This window comes from Enterococcus sp. DIV0170 (assembly GCF_051710765.1).
Classification (GTDB): Bacteria; Bacillota; Bacilli; order Lactobacillales; family Enterococcaceae; genus Enterococcus_A; species Enterococcus_A raffinosus.
Genome location: NZ_JBIOLG010000001.1, coordinates 2,976,541 through 2,992,869 on the forward strand (window position 1 = coordinate 2,976,541; position 16,329 = coordinate 2,992,869).

Annotated in this window: 17 protein-coding genes and 1 pseudogene; 5 read left to right on the plus strand and 13 right to left on the minus strand. The window is 43.7% G+C overall.

Going from position 1 to position 16,329, the window contains the following annotated elements:
- Positions 1–133 precede the first annotated feature (133 nt).
- On the minus strand, positions 134–1,150 hold the full coding sequence (locus IGI50_RS14355) for a LacI family DNA-binding transcriptional regulator (RefSeq protein WP_010745232.1): 1,017 nt from the start codon (positions 1,148–1,150) through the stop codon (positions 134–136).
- Positions 1,151–1,301: 151 nt separating this feature from the next.
- On the opposite strand from IGI50_RS14355, the gene IGI50_RS14360 reads away from it, so the two are divergent.
- Together IGI50_RS14360 and IGI50_RS14365 are read left to right on the plus strand one after the other, a co-directional pair.
- Positions 1,302–1,673, plus strand: a complete 372-nt coding sequence (locus tag IGI50_RS14360) for a hypothetical protein (RefSeq protein ID WP_438777401.1) — start codon at positions 1,302–1,304, stop codon at positions 1,671–1,673.
- Between the two features lie 48 nt (positions 1,674–1,721).
- Entirely contained in the window at positions 1,722–2,489 is a 768-nt protein-coding gene (locus IGI50_RS14365) for an alpha/beta hydrolase (RefSeq protein WP_438777402.1), read from the plus strand.
- A gap of 123 nt (positions 2,490–2,612) precedes the next feature.
- Here the strand turns inward: IGI50_RS14365 and IGI50_RS14370 are convergent, their stop codons facing one another.
- The 9 genes from IGI50_RS14370 to IGI50_RS14410 form a co-directional block, all read right to left on the minus strand.
- Positions 2,613–3,839, minus strand: a complete 1,227-nt coding sequence (locus IGI50_RS14370) for a zinc-binding dehydrogenase (protein WP_438777403.1) — start codon at positions 3,837–3,839, stop codon at positions 2,613–2,615.
- A gap of 40 nt (positions 3,840–3,879) precedes the next feature.
- Entirely contained in the window at positions 3,880–4,743 is an 864-nt protein-coding gene (locus IGI50_RS14375) for a PTS system mannose/fructose/sorbose family transporter subunit IID (RefSeq protein WP_010745228.1), read from the minus strand.
- Positions 4,744–4,755: 12 nt separating this feature from the next.
- Positions 4,756–5,568: a PTS mannose/fructose/sorbose transporter subunit IIC gene (locus tag IGI50_RS14380; protein ID WP_222226050.1), complete on the minus strand. Its 813-nt coding sequence runs from the start codon at positions 5,566–5,568 to the stop codon at positions 4,756–4,758.
- A gap of 57 nt (positions 5,569–5,625) precedes the next feature.
- Entirely contained in the window at positions 5,626–6,114 is a 489-nt protein-coding gene (locus IGI50_RS14385) for a mannose/fructose/sorbose PTS transporter subunit IIB (RefSeq protein ID WP_438777404.1), read from the minus strand.
- A gap of 1 nt (position 6,115) precedes the next feature.
- Entirely contained in the window at positions 6,116–6,529 is a 414-nt protein-coding gene (locus IGI50_RS14390) for a PTS sugar transporter subunit IIA (RefSeq protein ID WP_438777405.1), read from the minus strand.
- A gap of 56 nt (positions 6,530–6,585) precedes the next feature.
- A complete protein-coding gene (locus tag IGI50_RS14395) occupies positions 6,586–7,386 on the minus strand; it encodes an SDR family oxidoreductase (RefSeq protein ID WP_438777406.1) in 801 nt (266 codons plus the stop codon).
- A 204-nt stretch (positions 7,387–7,590) separates the two neighbouring features.
- Positions 7,591–8,064, minus strand: a complete 474-nt coding sequence (locus IGI50_RS14400; RefSeq protein WP_222226053.1) for a hypothetical protein — start codon at positions 8,062–8,064, stop codon at positions 7,591–7,593.
- A 55-nt stretch (positions 8,065–8,119) separates the two neighbouring features.
- Positions 8,120–8,986 (minus strand): helix-turn-helix transcriptional regulator, encoded by an 867-nt coding sequence (locus IGI50_RS14405; protein WP_438777407.1) that lies wholly within the window; start codon positions 8,984–8,986, stop codon positions 8,120–8,122.
- Positions 8,987–9,119: 133 nt separating this feature from the next.
- Positions 9,120–10,067: a sugar-binding transcriptional regulator gene (locus IGI50_RS14410; RefSeq protein ID WP_438777408.1), complete on the minus strand. Its 948-nt coding sequence runs from the start codon at positions 10,065–10,067 to the stop codon at positions 9,120–9,122.
- Between the two features lie 211 nt (positions 10,068–10,278).
- Here IGI50_RS14410 and IGI50_RS14415 point away from each other — a divergent pair, with 211 nt between their 5' ends.
- Positions 10,279–11,400 (plus strand): NAD(P)H-dependent amine dehydrogenase family protein, encoded by a 1,122-nt coding sequence (locus tag IGI50_RS14415; protein WP_438777409.1) that lies wholly within the window; start codon positions 10,279–10,281, stop codon positions 11,398–11,400.
- A gap of 38 nt (positions 11,401–11,438) precedes the next feature.
- Here IGI50_RS14415 and IGI50_RS14420 read toward each other — a convergent pair whose 3' ends face one another.
- From IGI50_RS14420 to IGI50_RS14430, 3 genes and pseudogenes are all read right to left on the minus strand, one after another.
- Positions 11,439–12,038: a class I SAM-dependent methyltransferase gene (locus IGI50_RS14420; RefSeq protein WP_438777410.1), complete on the minus strand. Its 600-nt coding sequence runs from the start codon at positions 12,036–12,038 to the stop codon at positions 11,439–11,441.
- 4 nt (positions 12,039–12,042) lie between these two features.
- The gene (locus tag IGI50_RS14425; protein ID WP_438777411.1) at positions 12,043–12,624 is read right to left on the minus strand and encodes an SGNH/GDSL hydrolase family protein; all 582 of its coding nucleotides are present in this window, start codon (positions 12,622–12,624) and stop codon (positions 12,043–12,045) included.
- A gap of 54 nt (positions 12,625–12,678) precedes the next feature.
- Positions 12,679–13,247 (minus strand): annotated as a pseudogene (locus tag IGI50_RS14430) (GrpB family protein).
- A 397-nt stretch (positions 13,248–13,644) separates the two neighbouring features.
- Between IGI50_RS14430 and coaA the strand changes: the two are divergent.
- Positions 13,645–14,568, plus strand: a complete 924-nt coding sequence (gene coaA, locus IGI50_RS14435) for a type I pantothenate kinase (protein ID WP_010745216.1) — start codon at positions 13,645–13,647, stop codon at positions 14,566–14,568.
- Positions 14,569–14,644: 76 nt separating this feature from the next.
- Entirely contained in the window at positions 14,645–16,192 is a 1,548-nt protein-coding gene (gene guaA / locus IGI50_RS14440; protein ID WP_376713125.1) for a glutamine-hydrolyzing GMP synthase, read from the plus strand.
- Positions 16,193–16,329: the final 137 nt, after the last annotated feature.

Genomic DNA, 16,329 nt, shown 5'->3' on the forward strand with positions numbered 1-16,329 from the left:
TCCTCCAAGCTTCAAAAGATATTATACAATAAAATGGCGAAAGGTAAACCACTTTAGTAAAACAGTTTACTAAATATAGAAGCGCTTTCTGTTAGCGCTAACATCGTTACTATAACGGGTACTCAACCCGTTGTCAACCCTCATTTACATTCTTCACACTCTCACGAATAATTAATTTAGTTTGGAAGATTTTATTCGGGATTCGCTGAGAAGGAAAATTAATAGCATCGACTAAAAATTTCGCTGCGGAAAAACCGATTTCGGTACTTGGCTGAAAGACCGTTGTCAATGGTGGAACCATATACTGACTAACCTCTAATCCGTCAAAACCGACAACTGAAATATCCTCAGGAATCTTTAATCCCGCTTCATAAATCGCTTGATAGCAACCGATCGCCATTTCATCGTTTCCGCAAAAAATAGCGGTAATCTCCTTATTCTTTAATACTTCTTTCGCCGCATGGTAACCACCAGAAATCGTTAATTGCCCCGAACAAATATAACTTTCTTCAAAAGGCAGCTGGTATTCAAAAACTACCTGACGATAGGCCTTCACACGTTCAGTCAATTGATAGTAGCCTTGGCTTTCCTTCAGCATTCCTATGTGTCGATGACCTTTTTCTACCAGCATCCGCAAGACATCTTGCGCACCAGCATATTCCTCCACCAGCAGCTGGCCCCAATCGCGGTCATTTAAGCCCCGGTCGATTAAAACGATGGGACGTTTTCGATAGAATTCACTGCCTAGCTTGTGCTCCCCCTCCAGATGGTTCGGAGTCGCTAACAGGATGCCATCTACTGAGCGATGCGACAGTTCATTTAAATAACGTTTTTCTTGTTCAATGTCGTGGCGTGAGTTACACAAAATAATCATATAGCCTAATGGGTTTAAATAACTTTCTACCCCTTCAATCACTTTTGAAAAGAAAAAGTCTGTCACATCCGGCACGATCATGCCGATTGTTTTTGAATGACGATTGATCAAATTCGCTGCAAAAAAATCTGGCTTGTATTGATACTCATCCACGATCGCCAAGACCTTTTGCCGCGTCTGCTCACTGAAGCGACTGCCCTTATTATTCAAGATTTGCGAGACGGTTGTTACCGAAACACCCGCCATTTCAGCGATTTCTTTAATGGTGATCTTCATCATGGACCTTCTCTCTATGTTTTTTTTAAGTGTAGCAAAGGAAAATTTAGAAAGAAAGTCTTTTTCTTCAAAAGGTAAGACTTCTTACTTGCTCTACAGAAAAAAGAGCGTAAATTAAAGACTATAAAGAGTTCCAAGGCAGGTGAGAAAAATGCTTGATGTGATAGGAGCCGTTAAAAATCTACAATGGACAACCGAACACCACTATCTACACATAAAAAATCAACACGATTTCATGCGTGCTTGGGCCGTTCAGTTTGAATTAGCTTATACGGATTTTCGTATCATCCAAATGGCGCTGCAATTAGATGGTCAAATGGACTTGCTTCAACGCTTTACCAAAGCCTATGATGCGGTCTACCAATACGAATACGCCTTTGTAAAGGGTGGTTTAGCAGAATTCAATCAAGAATTCGGCGACCAAATGGACGACTATGAGGCAGCGCAACAAAATCTACTGGCTATCTTAGCTGAATTGATGATGCAACAGCCCAAACCAACCAAAGAAAATGACTTGATTTAATAGAAGCCGTTTGCGAATCTCATTTATTTAAAAAAGGAGCGCAACACTATGATCAAAGATTACGTGTACGATGAAAAAAATCAATTAACCTTAGACATTTATGAACCAAATAAAATAGAAGCCGCCATTATTTTGATCCACGGCGGCGGCTGGTTTCGCGGAGACAAAAGTAAAGAGACTGCCTTGGCAGAACGTTTGACCACTGACGGATTTCTTGTTGTCGCACCGAACTATCGTTTAGCACCCGATCATCTCTTTCCAGCGGCAATGGATGATTTACTGAAGGTCTATGAGTGGTTGGCAGCCAGTGACTATCCGGTAAAGGGGAAAATTACCGCCCTTGGTTCTTCAGCCGGCGGCAATTTATCTATTGAATTGGCCTTGCAAAAGGGGATTCCAGCAGCTTCCTGGTCTGGGATCATCGATCTCTATGATTGGGTACAGCAGCACCCTGAGGTTGTTCCAGCAATGAACCAAAAACCTGATTTTGATAAACAAGCCAGTGGAAAAATCGACCAAGATGGCGCAAACGACGCCTTTTATAAATGGTTCATCTTAAATTACGTCGGTCAGGATATGGAACGGCTGAAGCAGGCCGATCCATTGGCTCGCGTCTCAAATAACAGCGGCACACTTTTTATCGCCAACTCACTAAATGAATTGGTTCCATTATCAGGGGTCTATAAATTACAAGCGGCCCTGGCTGAAAAAGGCATCCCTAGCGAAAATAAACTAATCAAAGGGACCGTCCACGGAGAAGGTTATTCAGACATCGCTTACCAAGCCACCGTTCAATTTTTAAAGGCAAATAGTTAAAAAGATCGTCGCAGAATCAACTTCTTCTGCGGCGATCTTTTTCCTTTTATTCCTTTAAAACACGAACATTTGATATTCGGAAATCCTTCCAAATGCGTATTAATTCATTTACTAAATAAAATATTAAATATTTGGGTAATTCTTCAAAACATAATTTTCTGCTTTTTTGCTCCAAATTCCGTCTGTTTCAGCGAGAATTTTTCCTAGTTCAGAGTCTTTTTCGATCTCTGATAACTTCTTTAATTCGGATTGCTTGTGGGTATATACCAATTTCTTTCCACCACCGATAGCCGGCTGATTCAGTGTCGTTTCTCCCACAGCGTCTAACCCTAAAATATGAGTAACGACATTCGCCACTTTCACCTGCTTGTCTTCAATCAGCTTCACCGCTTTACGCATGTCTTCGGTATTTCCCCCAGAGGTTCCGACAAAGTGAGTGAATGAATAGTGTACGTCATAGAAGTTTACGTTCGCTGAAAATTCCTTGTCCTGTGGTCCGGCGAAGAAATTCAAACAACCGTCAGGATTTAGCATCACTGCCGCGTCACTTACCACTGGGCCAACTGGTACCATGACGAAGATATCATCGAAGCCGCCGCCAGCTGTTTCCTTCAATACGCTGACTTGATCTTCCACATCCGCCACATTAACATAAGAAACCTCAATCCCATCATGACTAGGATAAAGCTTTGCCGCACGAGCTAATTTTTCTGCGTCACGGTCTGTGACCACTAATTTTTTAGGTTTGATAGGGCCATGCAGCGCATAATCAATCGCCAATAAGCCCATAGGTCCGGTACCGCCCATGATCAATAAATTGCCATCAGGCTGAATGCCCATCTTGTGTTCATAAGACCCTTCTTTTAAATGGTAGTTTGCTTCAAAGGCACCGATCACACAAGACAAGGGTTCAATCAATGACCCTTCAAAGTAGGTGTCTCCTTTATATGGAATCAGACAATCCTGATTCATGACATCTTCTGAAATTACGATGTAGGTAGCGTCGCCGCCTATGTAAGGATACGAATACCCTGGACAATCTGGGCGATCCGGCAGCTGCAGGTTCGCCTGCAGAACATAACGTTCACCCTTTTTATATTTGTGCGCCCATTTTCCGCCTACTTCCAGCAGTTCGCCGCAAAATTCATGGCCGATGATGATAGGATTTTCCGCTAGATCGTTTGGTGCCTTCTTATGGTCGGCCCCTTGATTCGCTAATTTCCACGTCGACATGCAAATGCTGTCGGTAATGACAGATGCCAAAATTTCATTTTCTTTAATTTCAGGTAATTCAAATTCCTCCAAGCGCAAATCTTTCTTACCATATAATCTTACCGCTTTCGTTTTCACTGCTGTTCCTCCTAAAATCCTACTATATTATGAAGCATTATTACGCTAAAATACCTAACCAATAACCAACAATCCCAACTGCAAACAAGACAAAAATCAAGACGATTGGGCTAACTTTTTTCTTCAATAGATACATCATCAATAGAGTCAAGCCTAAAGCTGGTAAGCCAGGTACCAAATCATCCAAGACATTTTGAACGGTCGTAATGACTGTTTTGCCATCCGCACCTGGTGTTTTTGAGACAACCAATGGAATATTGACGGTCGTCCACTTCGTTACCAAGACACCCATGATAAACAAACCTAGGATTGTCGCGCCTTCGGTTAATTTTTGCAACAGATTTCCCGACAGGTCTTTTACGATATCCATCCCTTTGCTGAACCCATAGGTCAGGCCAAACCATTTCATGGCTAACCGGATCGCATTAAAGGCCACGAAGAATAGGATTGGTCCCATGACATTGCCGGATAGCGCCAAAGAAGCACCCAAAGCTGCGGTGATTGGCCGCAATGTTCCCCAGACTAACGGGTCACCGACACCAGCTAACGGTCCCATCAATCCAACCTTCAAGCTATTGATTGTTCCATCGTCGATATCCGCGCCGCTTGCCCGCGCTTCCTCCATCGCCATCGTTACACCAATGACTGGTCCACAGACCGCTGGTGTCGTATTGAAAAAGGTCAAATGGCGTTTCAAAGCTTCCGCCTGCTCTTCCTTTGTTTTATACACTCGGCGAATCGTTGGGATCATATCCACACAGAATGCCAAGGCATGGATTCGTTCAAAGTTAAACGACGCCTGTTGGAAATTAGAGAAGACAAACGTCGTCATCAAATCTTTTTTCGTCAATTGTGATTGCGCGTAAATATCTTTTTTACTCTCTACCATTGAAGTATTTTCCATTTTCTTTGCCTCCTAATCTTCCAGTTCATCGTCAGCCAGCTCACCAGCAACGACCGCCGCAACCTGATTGCTTTGGACTTCATTTTTCTTAAAGTTCGGATTCAACTGCACATAGATTAGTGCGGTAATCAATCCAATAATCCCGAAGGCCAGCAAACTGAATTCTAGATAACCGCCCATCACAAAGCCAAGATAGAAGAATGGCATCAAGTAAGCGACACTCATCATGTTCAATACCATCGCGTACCCGACAACCACGATAAATCCGCCGGCCACTGCCAAACCACCAGTGATTACGTCTGGGATCATATCCAGCATTTTCGTTACCATCTCTGCACTAACAAAGGCCGCTACGATAGTCGCTGGAATCGCCACACGCAACGCCTGAATGAACAAGGCGCTAAAATGCAGAAAGATGATCTTGTTGAAATTCGCTTTTTCCGCCTCGCGATCCGCCGCATGCTGGAAAGCCACGGTGATCGTCCGAGCGATAACGGTTAATACTTGCCCGGCTGCCGCGACAGGTAAGGCAATAGCGATCCCTGATTGAATGTCCTGCTGACCCACAACTACTAATATCGTTGAGATCACACTGGCTAGAGCCGAATCCGGCGACTGTGCCGCACCGATATTCATCCACCCTAGCGCGATCAGCTCCAACGTTCCTCCTAAAATAATGCCCGTTGTCACATCCCCTAAGATCAAGCCAACTATCGTACACGCGATCAACGGTCGATGGGTTTGAAATTCATCCAACACACTGCCCATCCCGCACACACATGAAAAAAGAAAAATAAGTACAATCTGTAAAGCTGATAATTCCATTTTTTGTGTCCTCCTTGTTTGTTTGAACGTAGTTATTTCCTACTATTTGAATACTGATTAAAATCCCGCTTCCTTCAGCTTTTCCTCAAAATTTCCTTTTGGATCTGTTGCCACGACGCGTAAATCCAGCTCTACACCTGCCGCTTCTAATTTTCTGAATGCATTCGCTTCAGTCTGATCAACGGATACGGCTTTTGTGATTTGCGTTCGACCTGTTTTGAACTGCATGCCACCAATGTTGATAGACTTGATAGGGATTTGCATTTGTACCAGCTCTAAAACCTCCATCGGATTGGTGAATAGATAGAAGACCGTCTCATCCGCGTATTTCGGATTGTTATAAACCTTTACTGCCTTTTCCGGATCAACGATATTCACTTTGATACCCGGAGGCGCCGCTTGTTTCACCAATGTCTTGCGAATGTCATCGTTCGCGACTTCTTTACTGACAACGATGATTCGTTTCGCACCTGCTTCCTTTGCCCAAACTGTCGCTACTTGCCCATGGATCAATCGGTCATCGATCCGCGCTAAGTTGATTTTCATCTTAAAAATCCTCCTCTTCTTCAATTACTTGCTGTTTAAACGCTTTCACTGTATCGCAAGGAATACTTGTTGCATGATTCACAATATCCTGCAAATTATTCCCTAACATACTTGCCACCTCTAAAACGATCGGCAGCGACATTCCCGATACTACGTCGATCTCGCGTTCGGGATTTTTCATAGCTAAGGCACAGCTGGCATTATAAGGTGTGCCGCAAAACAAATCGGTCAAGATCAAATACGAAGCCTCATCATCTTGCATAGCTGCAGTGATTTTGTCCTGAATCGTATCTAAGCCCTCCTCCTTCAAAAATTCCACTGACTCAAAATTTGGCAGTCCGCCGAAAATCATTTCAGCGGAATTTTTCATTTCATGTGCCAACTTTCCATGTGCAACTAAAATTACCTTGTTCATAAGTCCCTCCTCGTTCCTATTTATGTCCATGTCCTTCAAAAAAGGAAACAGACGATTTATCCTCTCGTTTTCCCACCGGCAACATTCACCGTCACACCATCCACATAGCTTGAGCGTCCCGAAACAAAGTAAGCAACCAAATCTGCTACTTCACTTAATTTTCCATCACGTCCCAGTGGAATTGTTTTTGTATTGCTGTAGCCTGCACGTAATTGCTCCACAGTGATACCGCGTGTATAAGCCAACGCTGTTTCATATTCGATTGTGCGCAAGCCCGTTTCTTCCATAATCCCAGGTGCGATCCCTACTACCCGAACGCCTTTTTTTCCTAACTCTTTTGCCCATGAACGAGTAAAGCTGTTCACCGCCGCTTTTGTCGCCGCATAAACACTTTGACCTTCCGAACCTTCTAGGCCGCATTCTGAGGACATATTGATAATGACGCCGTAGCCCTGCTTGACCATCACACGACCAACGGCTTGACCCATCAGGTAAACACCCTTTTGATTAATGGCGATCATCTTATTAAAAATTTGCTCGTTGATTTGGAATTTCCCGCCTTCAGTCAGTTCTTCATCCACCAGTAAAGCTGGAATGTTGATCCCAGCATTGTTGACAACCGCATCAATCGTTTGAAATTTTTCTACAGCTGTGGCAACTGTCTGCTCCACAGATTCAGGTGACGTCACATCTGTTTGACTAAAAAGTAGATTTTCATGCGTGAAGCTTCCTTCTCTAAGATCTGCATTCACGACATTGATCCCTAATTCACATAACTCTTCGACAATGGCCGCTCCAATTCCTGATGACCCGCCTGTGACAATAACCGTTTTTCCTTTTACTTCTAACCAATCCATTGCAAACGCCCCTTTTAACATTTGTGATTTATTTTTAACATTTGTTGCACCTTCATAGTAACCGCACAAGAAAACGTTGTCAACAACTTTTTGCAATTTATTTAAACATGAATCACAAAAGTGCAAAAAGAAAAACCCAAGCAAAAGTGCCTGGGGTCGTTAAAACAAAAACAGGACAAGCTTTTCAACTTGTCCTGCTGCTCACTATTCGTAAACCAATTCCATGATCGTTTCCTGCTGTTCTTCTGGGATCTCCTCATCACTAAGATAATATTCATAAGAAATCCCGCTAAAGGTTCCGCCGATCCGTTTAATCTCATCCATCATCGCAAAATAGGGTTCGGTCATCTCTTCATATTTGCCTACATAAAGACCAGATAACGCTTTATAGGAAGGCAGAAAATAGCTGTCGCTGTCAATTTCCGCAGCATTCTTCACTTCCTCCGCTACTGGAAAGCCCACCTCCATCTCGATGGCAGACTCATCTAACCCGCCATTCTCATCCATATTTTTATAGGACACAAAAGGGGTACTCAAAATTGCGATTCCTTGCTCTTGGACGAAGCCGCCCAATTTCATAAATGTTGGTCCAATGACTTGCGGAATTTCTTCGACTTTCACAGTAAAGCTTTGGGAAAGAATCCACTGATCCGGTTTAACAATTGGTTCGAATTGCATAGTTATCTCCTCCTTTTCTCTACTCTAACGGAAGAAGCTGCCAGAACCTGTCATATTAAAAATGATTTTCGTAAAAAGCCGCAACATAATTCAGGACCTTCTCACGAATCCAGCTAGGTCCACGTATTTCGACATTTTTTCCCAACGGAATCAAAAAACGGTACAAATCATCAAATTCCGCAAAGGTCAATGAGGTATCAAAACTGCTGTCCGCATTATCTATCCAATCAAAATCAGCAAACTCCGCATATTTTTTATAGGCAATTCGTTTACTGAAGCGTAAGTGCACCGTTAATTGCGGAAATACTACTACCTCTTCAGGAAACGGATAATGAATCGGTTCTTTTAAAACAACATTTCTGATTTGTTTAAGCGGAAATAAGCCCCACGCTTCTTTAGGCAATTCCCATGCAAGCAAATACCAAGTCTGATACTTGTATACCACTCGCTTTGGCGCCAGTGACAACAGACGGGTCTGTCCATATTCCGTATGATAAATGCAGGTGATCTCGCAATGATTGAATAACGCTTTTTTGATTTGCTCAAAGGTTTCACTGGAGATCTCCGTCTGACTCAAATCAACGTCCAGCCACTCGCTCCAATCGTAAACAGTACCCATTTTCTTCATCAGCTCATCCGTATCCGCTAAGCCGACCGATTGCAATAAATGCAGCGCTAAAAAAAGGTCATCCTGTTCTTCTTTGTCAATCAACGCATGACTGACATGGTAGGAATCATCCAAAAATATCCCGCCATTTCGTCCCTTGTTCGCATAAACAGGTACACCCGATAAGCTCAAGGCGTCAACATCGCGATAGATCGTCCGAATAGAAACCTGAAATCGCTCCGCTAATTCCTTAGCGGTCACCTGTTTGCGGCTCAATAAAATTAAGGTCGTTTGAAGCAAACGAATAACTTGCATGGTACCTCCTCTTGGAATGACTCGATGATAAGAAAGGCTTCGCAAACTGGCTCAGCATATTACCGACAAAGCTCATTTGCGAAGCTGAACTTCAATTTACAGCTGCGATTGAAAAGTTTATATTCATCCAGACCTATCGTTTCAATACCTCTTGTGCCGTCTCTTCTGTCGTAACCAATACATTGATGTAGCCTCCCTTTAAGGCGCTGGCGATCGCATCGGCCTTATCCACGGCTTCCGCCACACCGATTCGGTAAGGAGTACGCTTCAAATCAGAAATGTCGATCCCGATTAAGCGATCATCCAAAGTATTGTCAATGTGTTCGCCCTCGATATTATAAAAGCGGGACACGACGTCTCCGACAACTTTTTTTCCTTCTAAATAAGCCAAAACATCTTCGCCATAGAACTGCTTCCAGCTCTCACTAGCCTTCAACGTAGGAGAACCGATCCCTAAGATGGCGATATCGATCTTCCGCCAATAATCGATCAGTTCTTGATTGAACTCATTTTCCATCAAGGCCTTCTTCAACGCGACCGTTTCAGGAAATGCCGGCGAATCAATCAACAATGCTCGGCCATTGAGTTTTTTCGACGCTTCATAGGTAATCGTATTTACATGATAATCACTGATGAGACGCCCAGAAGGTCCGCCGATCATAGGAACACAAAGAATATTTTGTACATCATAATTGATTAACCCCTCAGGAATCGCGGACATCGTCTCTCCCCACGAAAAGCCAAAGATCATATCATCCTTGATAATTTCCGTCAGGTATTCCCCCACACCTTGCGCCAATAATTTGTCCTTTTGCGTTCGACTGAGATCAGCACCCGCCTGTACGATGATCGCTTTTTCCAGGTCGAACTTTTCCTGCAGCTCCTTTTCGATGCTGTAGGTCCCCGCCTTGTCGTAATTAATGGAAATATTCACGATTCCTTCATTTCGTGAACGCTTCAGTAACCGACTGATCGTACTGCGGTGAATGTTTAATTCTTTAGAAATCTGGCTTTGATTTTTATCTTCTTGGTAATACATTTCAGCAATTCGAACCAGTAACTTATCTTCTTCTTTTTGCATATACTCCCTCTCCTTTTATCACATTTGTGAAAAACATGAGTCAATGTGATTATACCTTTACTTGTTCCTCTTCTGCAAGGGATTACAGAAGATCCGCTGAAATAGCTCTTTTCTAACTATATATAGGGAGAATAAGCGAAATAGACATTGCTTTAGACTCGGCTTAGAAGGTACTATAGATGTATAAGAATAGAACAATGGAGGGATCGCTATGGTAAAGGTCATTGTCTTAGGTACCGGAAGCATCAGTTCAATTGCCGTCCGCTGCATGTTCGATCGTTCTGATTTTGAGGTTATTGGTGTGTGGGCACATGAGGAAACCGCTGGAGATAAGGTTGGAACAGATGCTGGTCTGCTGTATGGTGACAAGTCGATCGGGCTTACCATCTGCAATGATATCGATCACTTAATCCAGCTGAAACCTGATTGCGCCGTTATTGGATTAAATCCCCCTGCAAACAAAGCCAATGAAATTCTGTTGCCTCTCATTGAAAAACTATTATTAGCTGGTATCAACGTTGTTGGTACATCACTCGCAAACCTTGTCTATCCATCATCTCCTACCAATCAAGAGATAACGCCGCAGCTTTCTGAAGCCGCACGCAAAGGAAATGCCTCCCTATATATTTCTGGTATTGAACCTGGTTTTGCTGCCGACCATCTGTTAGCCCTCGTCTTGACCTGCTCTAATACTATCAAACAAGTTCGTACCCAAGAAATCTTTATGTATGATACCTATCCTGATGAAATGACAATAAAATATGCCTTTGGCTTCGGAATGCCGATGGACTACGAGCCAGTGATGAGCGGCGAAGGAACACAGCTCGTTTCGTGGGGACCGCCGATCGCTTACATCGCTAATGCTCTAGGTTACGAACTGGACGGATATCGCCAGACCTATGAAAAAGTGATTACTGAAAAAGAACTGCATGTCGCTAGCGGCACGATTCCTGCTGGAACTGTTGGCGCGGTTCGCTTTGAAACCATCGGCATCGTCAATGGTGAAGACAAGATCATTATCGAGCACGTCAACCGGATGGATAAAGACATAGCGCCACATTGGCCAAAAGGGCCGCGAGATGGGACCTACCGTTTGGTTGTTGAAGGCGATCCTAATATGTCCTGTGAATTCTTCCCCGGGAAAAATGAAATAACCGCTGGCTATGAAGGTATGGTGATCACCTGTATGCGGGCCGTCAACGCCATTCCCTATGTCGTTGAAGCAGAAGCCGGCGTGCTAGACTCCATGACTCTTCCTCTAACACTGCCAAAAGAAAGCTTCCGCAGCGATAGAACCGAACCTGACATGAAGGGGTATGGCGATAACACGTAAAAAAAATGCCACAGACCCAATCGGTTTGTGGCATTTTTCTATTCCTTCACACTGCGGATGATATAGTAGCCTTTGTCCTTCGCTACGATCTCCGCGTTGCCGAAGACTTCTTCCATTTTGCTTTTCGCGCTAGGTGCTCCTTGTTTCTTTTGGATCACGATCGTCAAGGTACCGCCAGTTTTTAATAAAGGCTCCGCCTCACTCAAAATCTGGTGGACGACCTTTTTACCCGCGCGGATTGGCGGATTACTGATGATTGCCGCATACTCTGTCTGATGCAGGGTTTCATAAATGTTGGATTGGTGGATATCCGCATCGATCCCATTGCGCTTGGCATTGCCTTGCGCTAGCTCGACCGCACGATTGTTCACATCGATCATTTCAACGGGACGCTGGGTTTGATAAGCTAACGCCATGCCAATCGGACCATACCCGCAGCCGACATCCAGCAAGGTTCCCTCTGGTAAGTCTGATGCGCCAAAATGCTCAATTAAAACACGTGAGCCAAAGTCCACCGTGTCTCGAGAAAAAACACCGCTGTCGGTCACAAACTGAAAATTTTTCCCAGCCAATTCAAACGACCATTGATGCAGGTCATGAGCGGTCTCGGGATTTTCGGAATAATAATGATTTGCCATATACTTACCCTTCTGCTAATAATATTTCTTTAATATCTCGTGCGATCAAGGCCCCTAAGAAATGATAGCCTTCGTCAGACGGATGGATGCCGTCAAAGGTTTGCACGAACTCATTTGGTTTTGGATAAACCGTCATGTGATGATACAGATCGATCACGTTGACCCCAGATTCCGCCGCTACCAGCTTCGCCTTCTGCGCGAAGAGCTGTTGCCGTTCGTTGTCCCCTTTCGGATAAACCTCTGTATTGATATACCCTGTAGTCAATAGGATGACTTTGGACGCATCAAAAGATTCGATAATTTCCTTTAGATTTTCACCAAAGGCTTCTAGTGATGTCTCGCGCTTCAATGAATCATTCGTCCCAAAGGAAATGACCACAAAATCACCTTCTGCATCCACGGCTTCACTCACTCGTGCCAATCCATCAGAAGAAGTCTCGCCGCGTTTGCCCAGCTTGACTAATTGATAGCCGGGAAAGCCCATCTCCGTTAATTCATCAAGAATATACGTATCTAAAATATCGCTGGTTTCTCCATTCATCACACCAGTCAATAAGCTGTCGCCAAATAAAACGATCTCTTTCATACCTTCATCCTCCTCACAATTCTATCGGTTCTATCATAGCATGAAACACGAAATTTATTTAGCCAAATAGCGCGTACCAAATTCCTGGCGAGCTGCTTGACTATACTGCTGAACAAATGCTGTTTTTGCCTCTGTATACGCGTCACGGTTGTGTTCGTATTTTTCTTTTAATGACCGCTTCAATTCTTCATATTGTCGAGCAGCTTTCGGATACTTTCGCAAATAATCTCTGAAATACAGCTCATCCCAATCACCAAGCGCTCGTACATGTAAATGATAGACTTTTTCCGCAAAGCCTGCTGGTGTATAGTCCTTATTCAAATCCAACGTCTGCTTTTCGTCATCTCTAATCATCAAAATCCAACCAGCATTTTGTAGCAGCTCTGCTACACGATCCAGTTCATAATACTCTGGCAATTCCAATAAAATATCTACAATTGGTTTTGCGATCAGCCCCTCCACTGAAGTACTGCCGATGTGATTGATCCGTTGAAGTCCAAAGTCAGCGAGTAATTCCGTTAAATTCTGCTTTTCTTCCTCGTACCATTCGGACTATGTTCCTTCAAAACAATCGGAAACAATTCCCACAGCTCTGCCAAAGTCATATCCTCTAGCTTTTTCATCTCAGCACCCGCTCTCATAAATCTGCTACTTCTATAATACACTTTTTACCACTGATTCTTAACATCTCGCGAATTTTCACATCCCCATCTAAAAAAACAATGAAACTCCTATCATTACAATAGCTTTTTAGGGTTTTTTTCAGCTAAAATGGCATATAACGTTTTATGTTAGGAAATTATTCGGATTTCTTGAAAGCAGAGCACGTTCCAACACTGTTTTTTATGGTAGAATAAGCGCAGTTGCCCGTCTGATTTCTTGCGATGGCAAGATCATCAGGAGAGTGAACTTACGAGAACCTTTTGACTGTTCACGTTAGATAAATTCATGGGGATTACCGAGCTTGCTGGGAGCTATCCTCGTAGACTAGACGCTATAAAAATGAATAAGGAGGTTATTATGAACGAAAGAGGGAACTATTTCCGGATCGCCCGTGACCAGTGGCAGGATTTCTACACACCGGGAAACACACCGTTGACCCAAGCAGAGCTTGATAATATCAAAAGTTTGAACGACCAAATCTCAATGAAGGATGTGGCCGATGTCTATGTACCTTTATGTCATTTGATCCATCTTTATATGAAAGATTTTGAGTCGCTAACTTTAAGCAAAGGGTTGTTTTTGCATCGCTATGTGAAGATGCCGCCTTTTATTATCGGGATCGCCGGTAGTGTGGCTGTCGGAAAAAGTACCACCGCTCGTTTATTACAGACCTTGTTGGACCGCCTGTTCAAACACCAAACGGTTCAACTAATCACCACAGATGGCTTCCTCTATCCAAATGCTGTTTTAGAAGAACGAGGAATCATGGATCGCAAAGGATTTCCTGAGAGCTATGACATGGAGAATCTGATCGATGTCTTGAACGAAGTGAAATCAGGGAAGGAAAATATCCCTATCCCAAAATATTCTCATGATGTGTATGATATCGTGGAGGGTGAATACGAGATGATCGATTCACCGGATATTTTGATCGTGGAGGGAATCAACACCTTGCAGCTGCCAGCCAATCAGCAAATCTACGTCAGCGACTTTTTCGACCTGTCGATTTATGTCGACGCTGATCCGAAGATGGTGGAGCGCTGGTACATCGAGCGTTTCGAATCCCTGCTGGACACCGCCTTCAAAGATCCTGATAACTACTATTATGACTATGCTATCGGCGACCGCAAAGAAGCGCTAGCTATGGCAGAAGATGTCTGGAAAAATGTCAACTTGAAGAATTTGGAAGAGTATATCTTGCCAACAAGAGGTCGAGCTGATATTATCTTGCACAAGGCAAAGCATCATATTATTGATGAAATCTATTTGCGCAAATACTAGCTTATAAAGAAAGCTTGCTTTCTTTTATAATAAAACTTGAAAAGGGGTAATAATTGTGACAAACATTTCTACCGAAATGACAAACGTAGAAAAAATCATTGTACTTGATTATGGTAGTCAGTATAACCAATTAATCACTCGTCGTATCCGTGAATTCGGTGTCTTCTCAGAACTTATGAGCCACCGCATCACTGCTGAAGAAGTCAAAGCCATGAATCCAAAAGGGATCATCCTATCCGGTGGCCCAAACAGTGTTTATGACGAAGGAGCCTTCTCCATCGATCCAAAAATCTTTGAATTAGGCATTCCTGTCCTAGGTATCTGTTACGGCATGCAGCTAATCACCTATAACTTAGGCGGTAAAGTCGAACCTGCGAAAAACCGTGAATACGGTCAAGCAACCTTAGAAGTTACCTCTGACGATGCGGTCCTATTTGCCGGCACACCAAAAGAGCAAACCGTTTGGATGAGCCACGGCGACTTAGTGACTCAAGTTCCAGAAGGCTTCGAAAGAGTCGGCACCAGCAAAGACTGCCCGATCGCAGCGATCCAAGATACCAACCGCAACTTCTACGGCATCCAATTCCACGCAGAAGTGCGCCATTCAGAATACGGCAACGAATTATTACGTCACTTTGCCCTAGATGTCTGTCAATGTAAAGGCGACTGGACGATGGATAACTTCATCGATATGCAAGTCGCAAAAATCCGCGAACAAGTCGGCGACAAAAAAGTCTTGCTTGGCCTATCAGGCGGCGTGGACTCTTCTGTCGTAGGAGTTCTTTTACAAAAAGCTATCGGTGACCAATTAACATCGATCTTCGTCGACCACGGTCTATTACGTAAAGACGAAGGCGAACAAGTCATGGAAGCACTCGGCGGAAAATTCGGCTTGAACATCATCAAAGTCGATGCCAGAGACCGTTTCTTAAATAAATTAGCCGGTGTTTCAGATCCAGAGAAAAAACGTAAAATCATCGGAAATGAATTCGTATATGTATTCGACGATGAAGCGACAAAACTTGCAGGTAAAGAAGGCATCTCCTTCTTAGCCCAAGGCACGCTTTATACCGATGTAATCGAATCTGGTACAGAAACAGCCCAAACCATCAAATCACACCATAACGTTGGTGGATTACCAGAAGACATGCAGTTCGAATTGATCGAACCATTAAATACCCTATTCAAAGACGAAGTCCGCGAATTAGGAACACAGCTTGGCATGCCCGACTCCATCGTTTGGCGCCAACCATTCCCAGGACCAGGCCTAGGCATTCGCGTCATCGGTGAAATCACCGAAGAAAAACTAGAAATCGTCCGCGAATCAGACGCGATCCTACGTGAAGAAATCGCCAACGCCGGCCTTGACCGCGACATCTGGCAATACTTCACTGTCCTACCAGGAATCCGCTCAGTCGGTGTTATGGGCGACGGCCGTACCTACGACTACACAGTCGGTATCCGCGCCGTTACGTCAATCGACGGTATGACCGCAGACTTCGCTCGTATCCCATGGGATGTCTTGCAAAAGATCTCTGTCCGGATCGTGAATGAAGTTTCTCATGTTAACCGGATTGTGTATGATATTACGAGTAAGCCACCTGCTACTGTGGAGTGGGAATAACCTACAAACACAAATTGGTTTATTTATGCTGATTTGAGGGCTTTCTGATTATTGTAAAAGGGATAAAATTGAATAGTTTCTCGCAAAAACCCCCGCTAAGAGTTTTCTTAGCGGGGGTTCATTATCAGTTCTATACC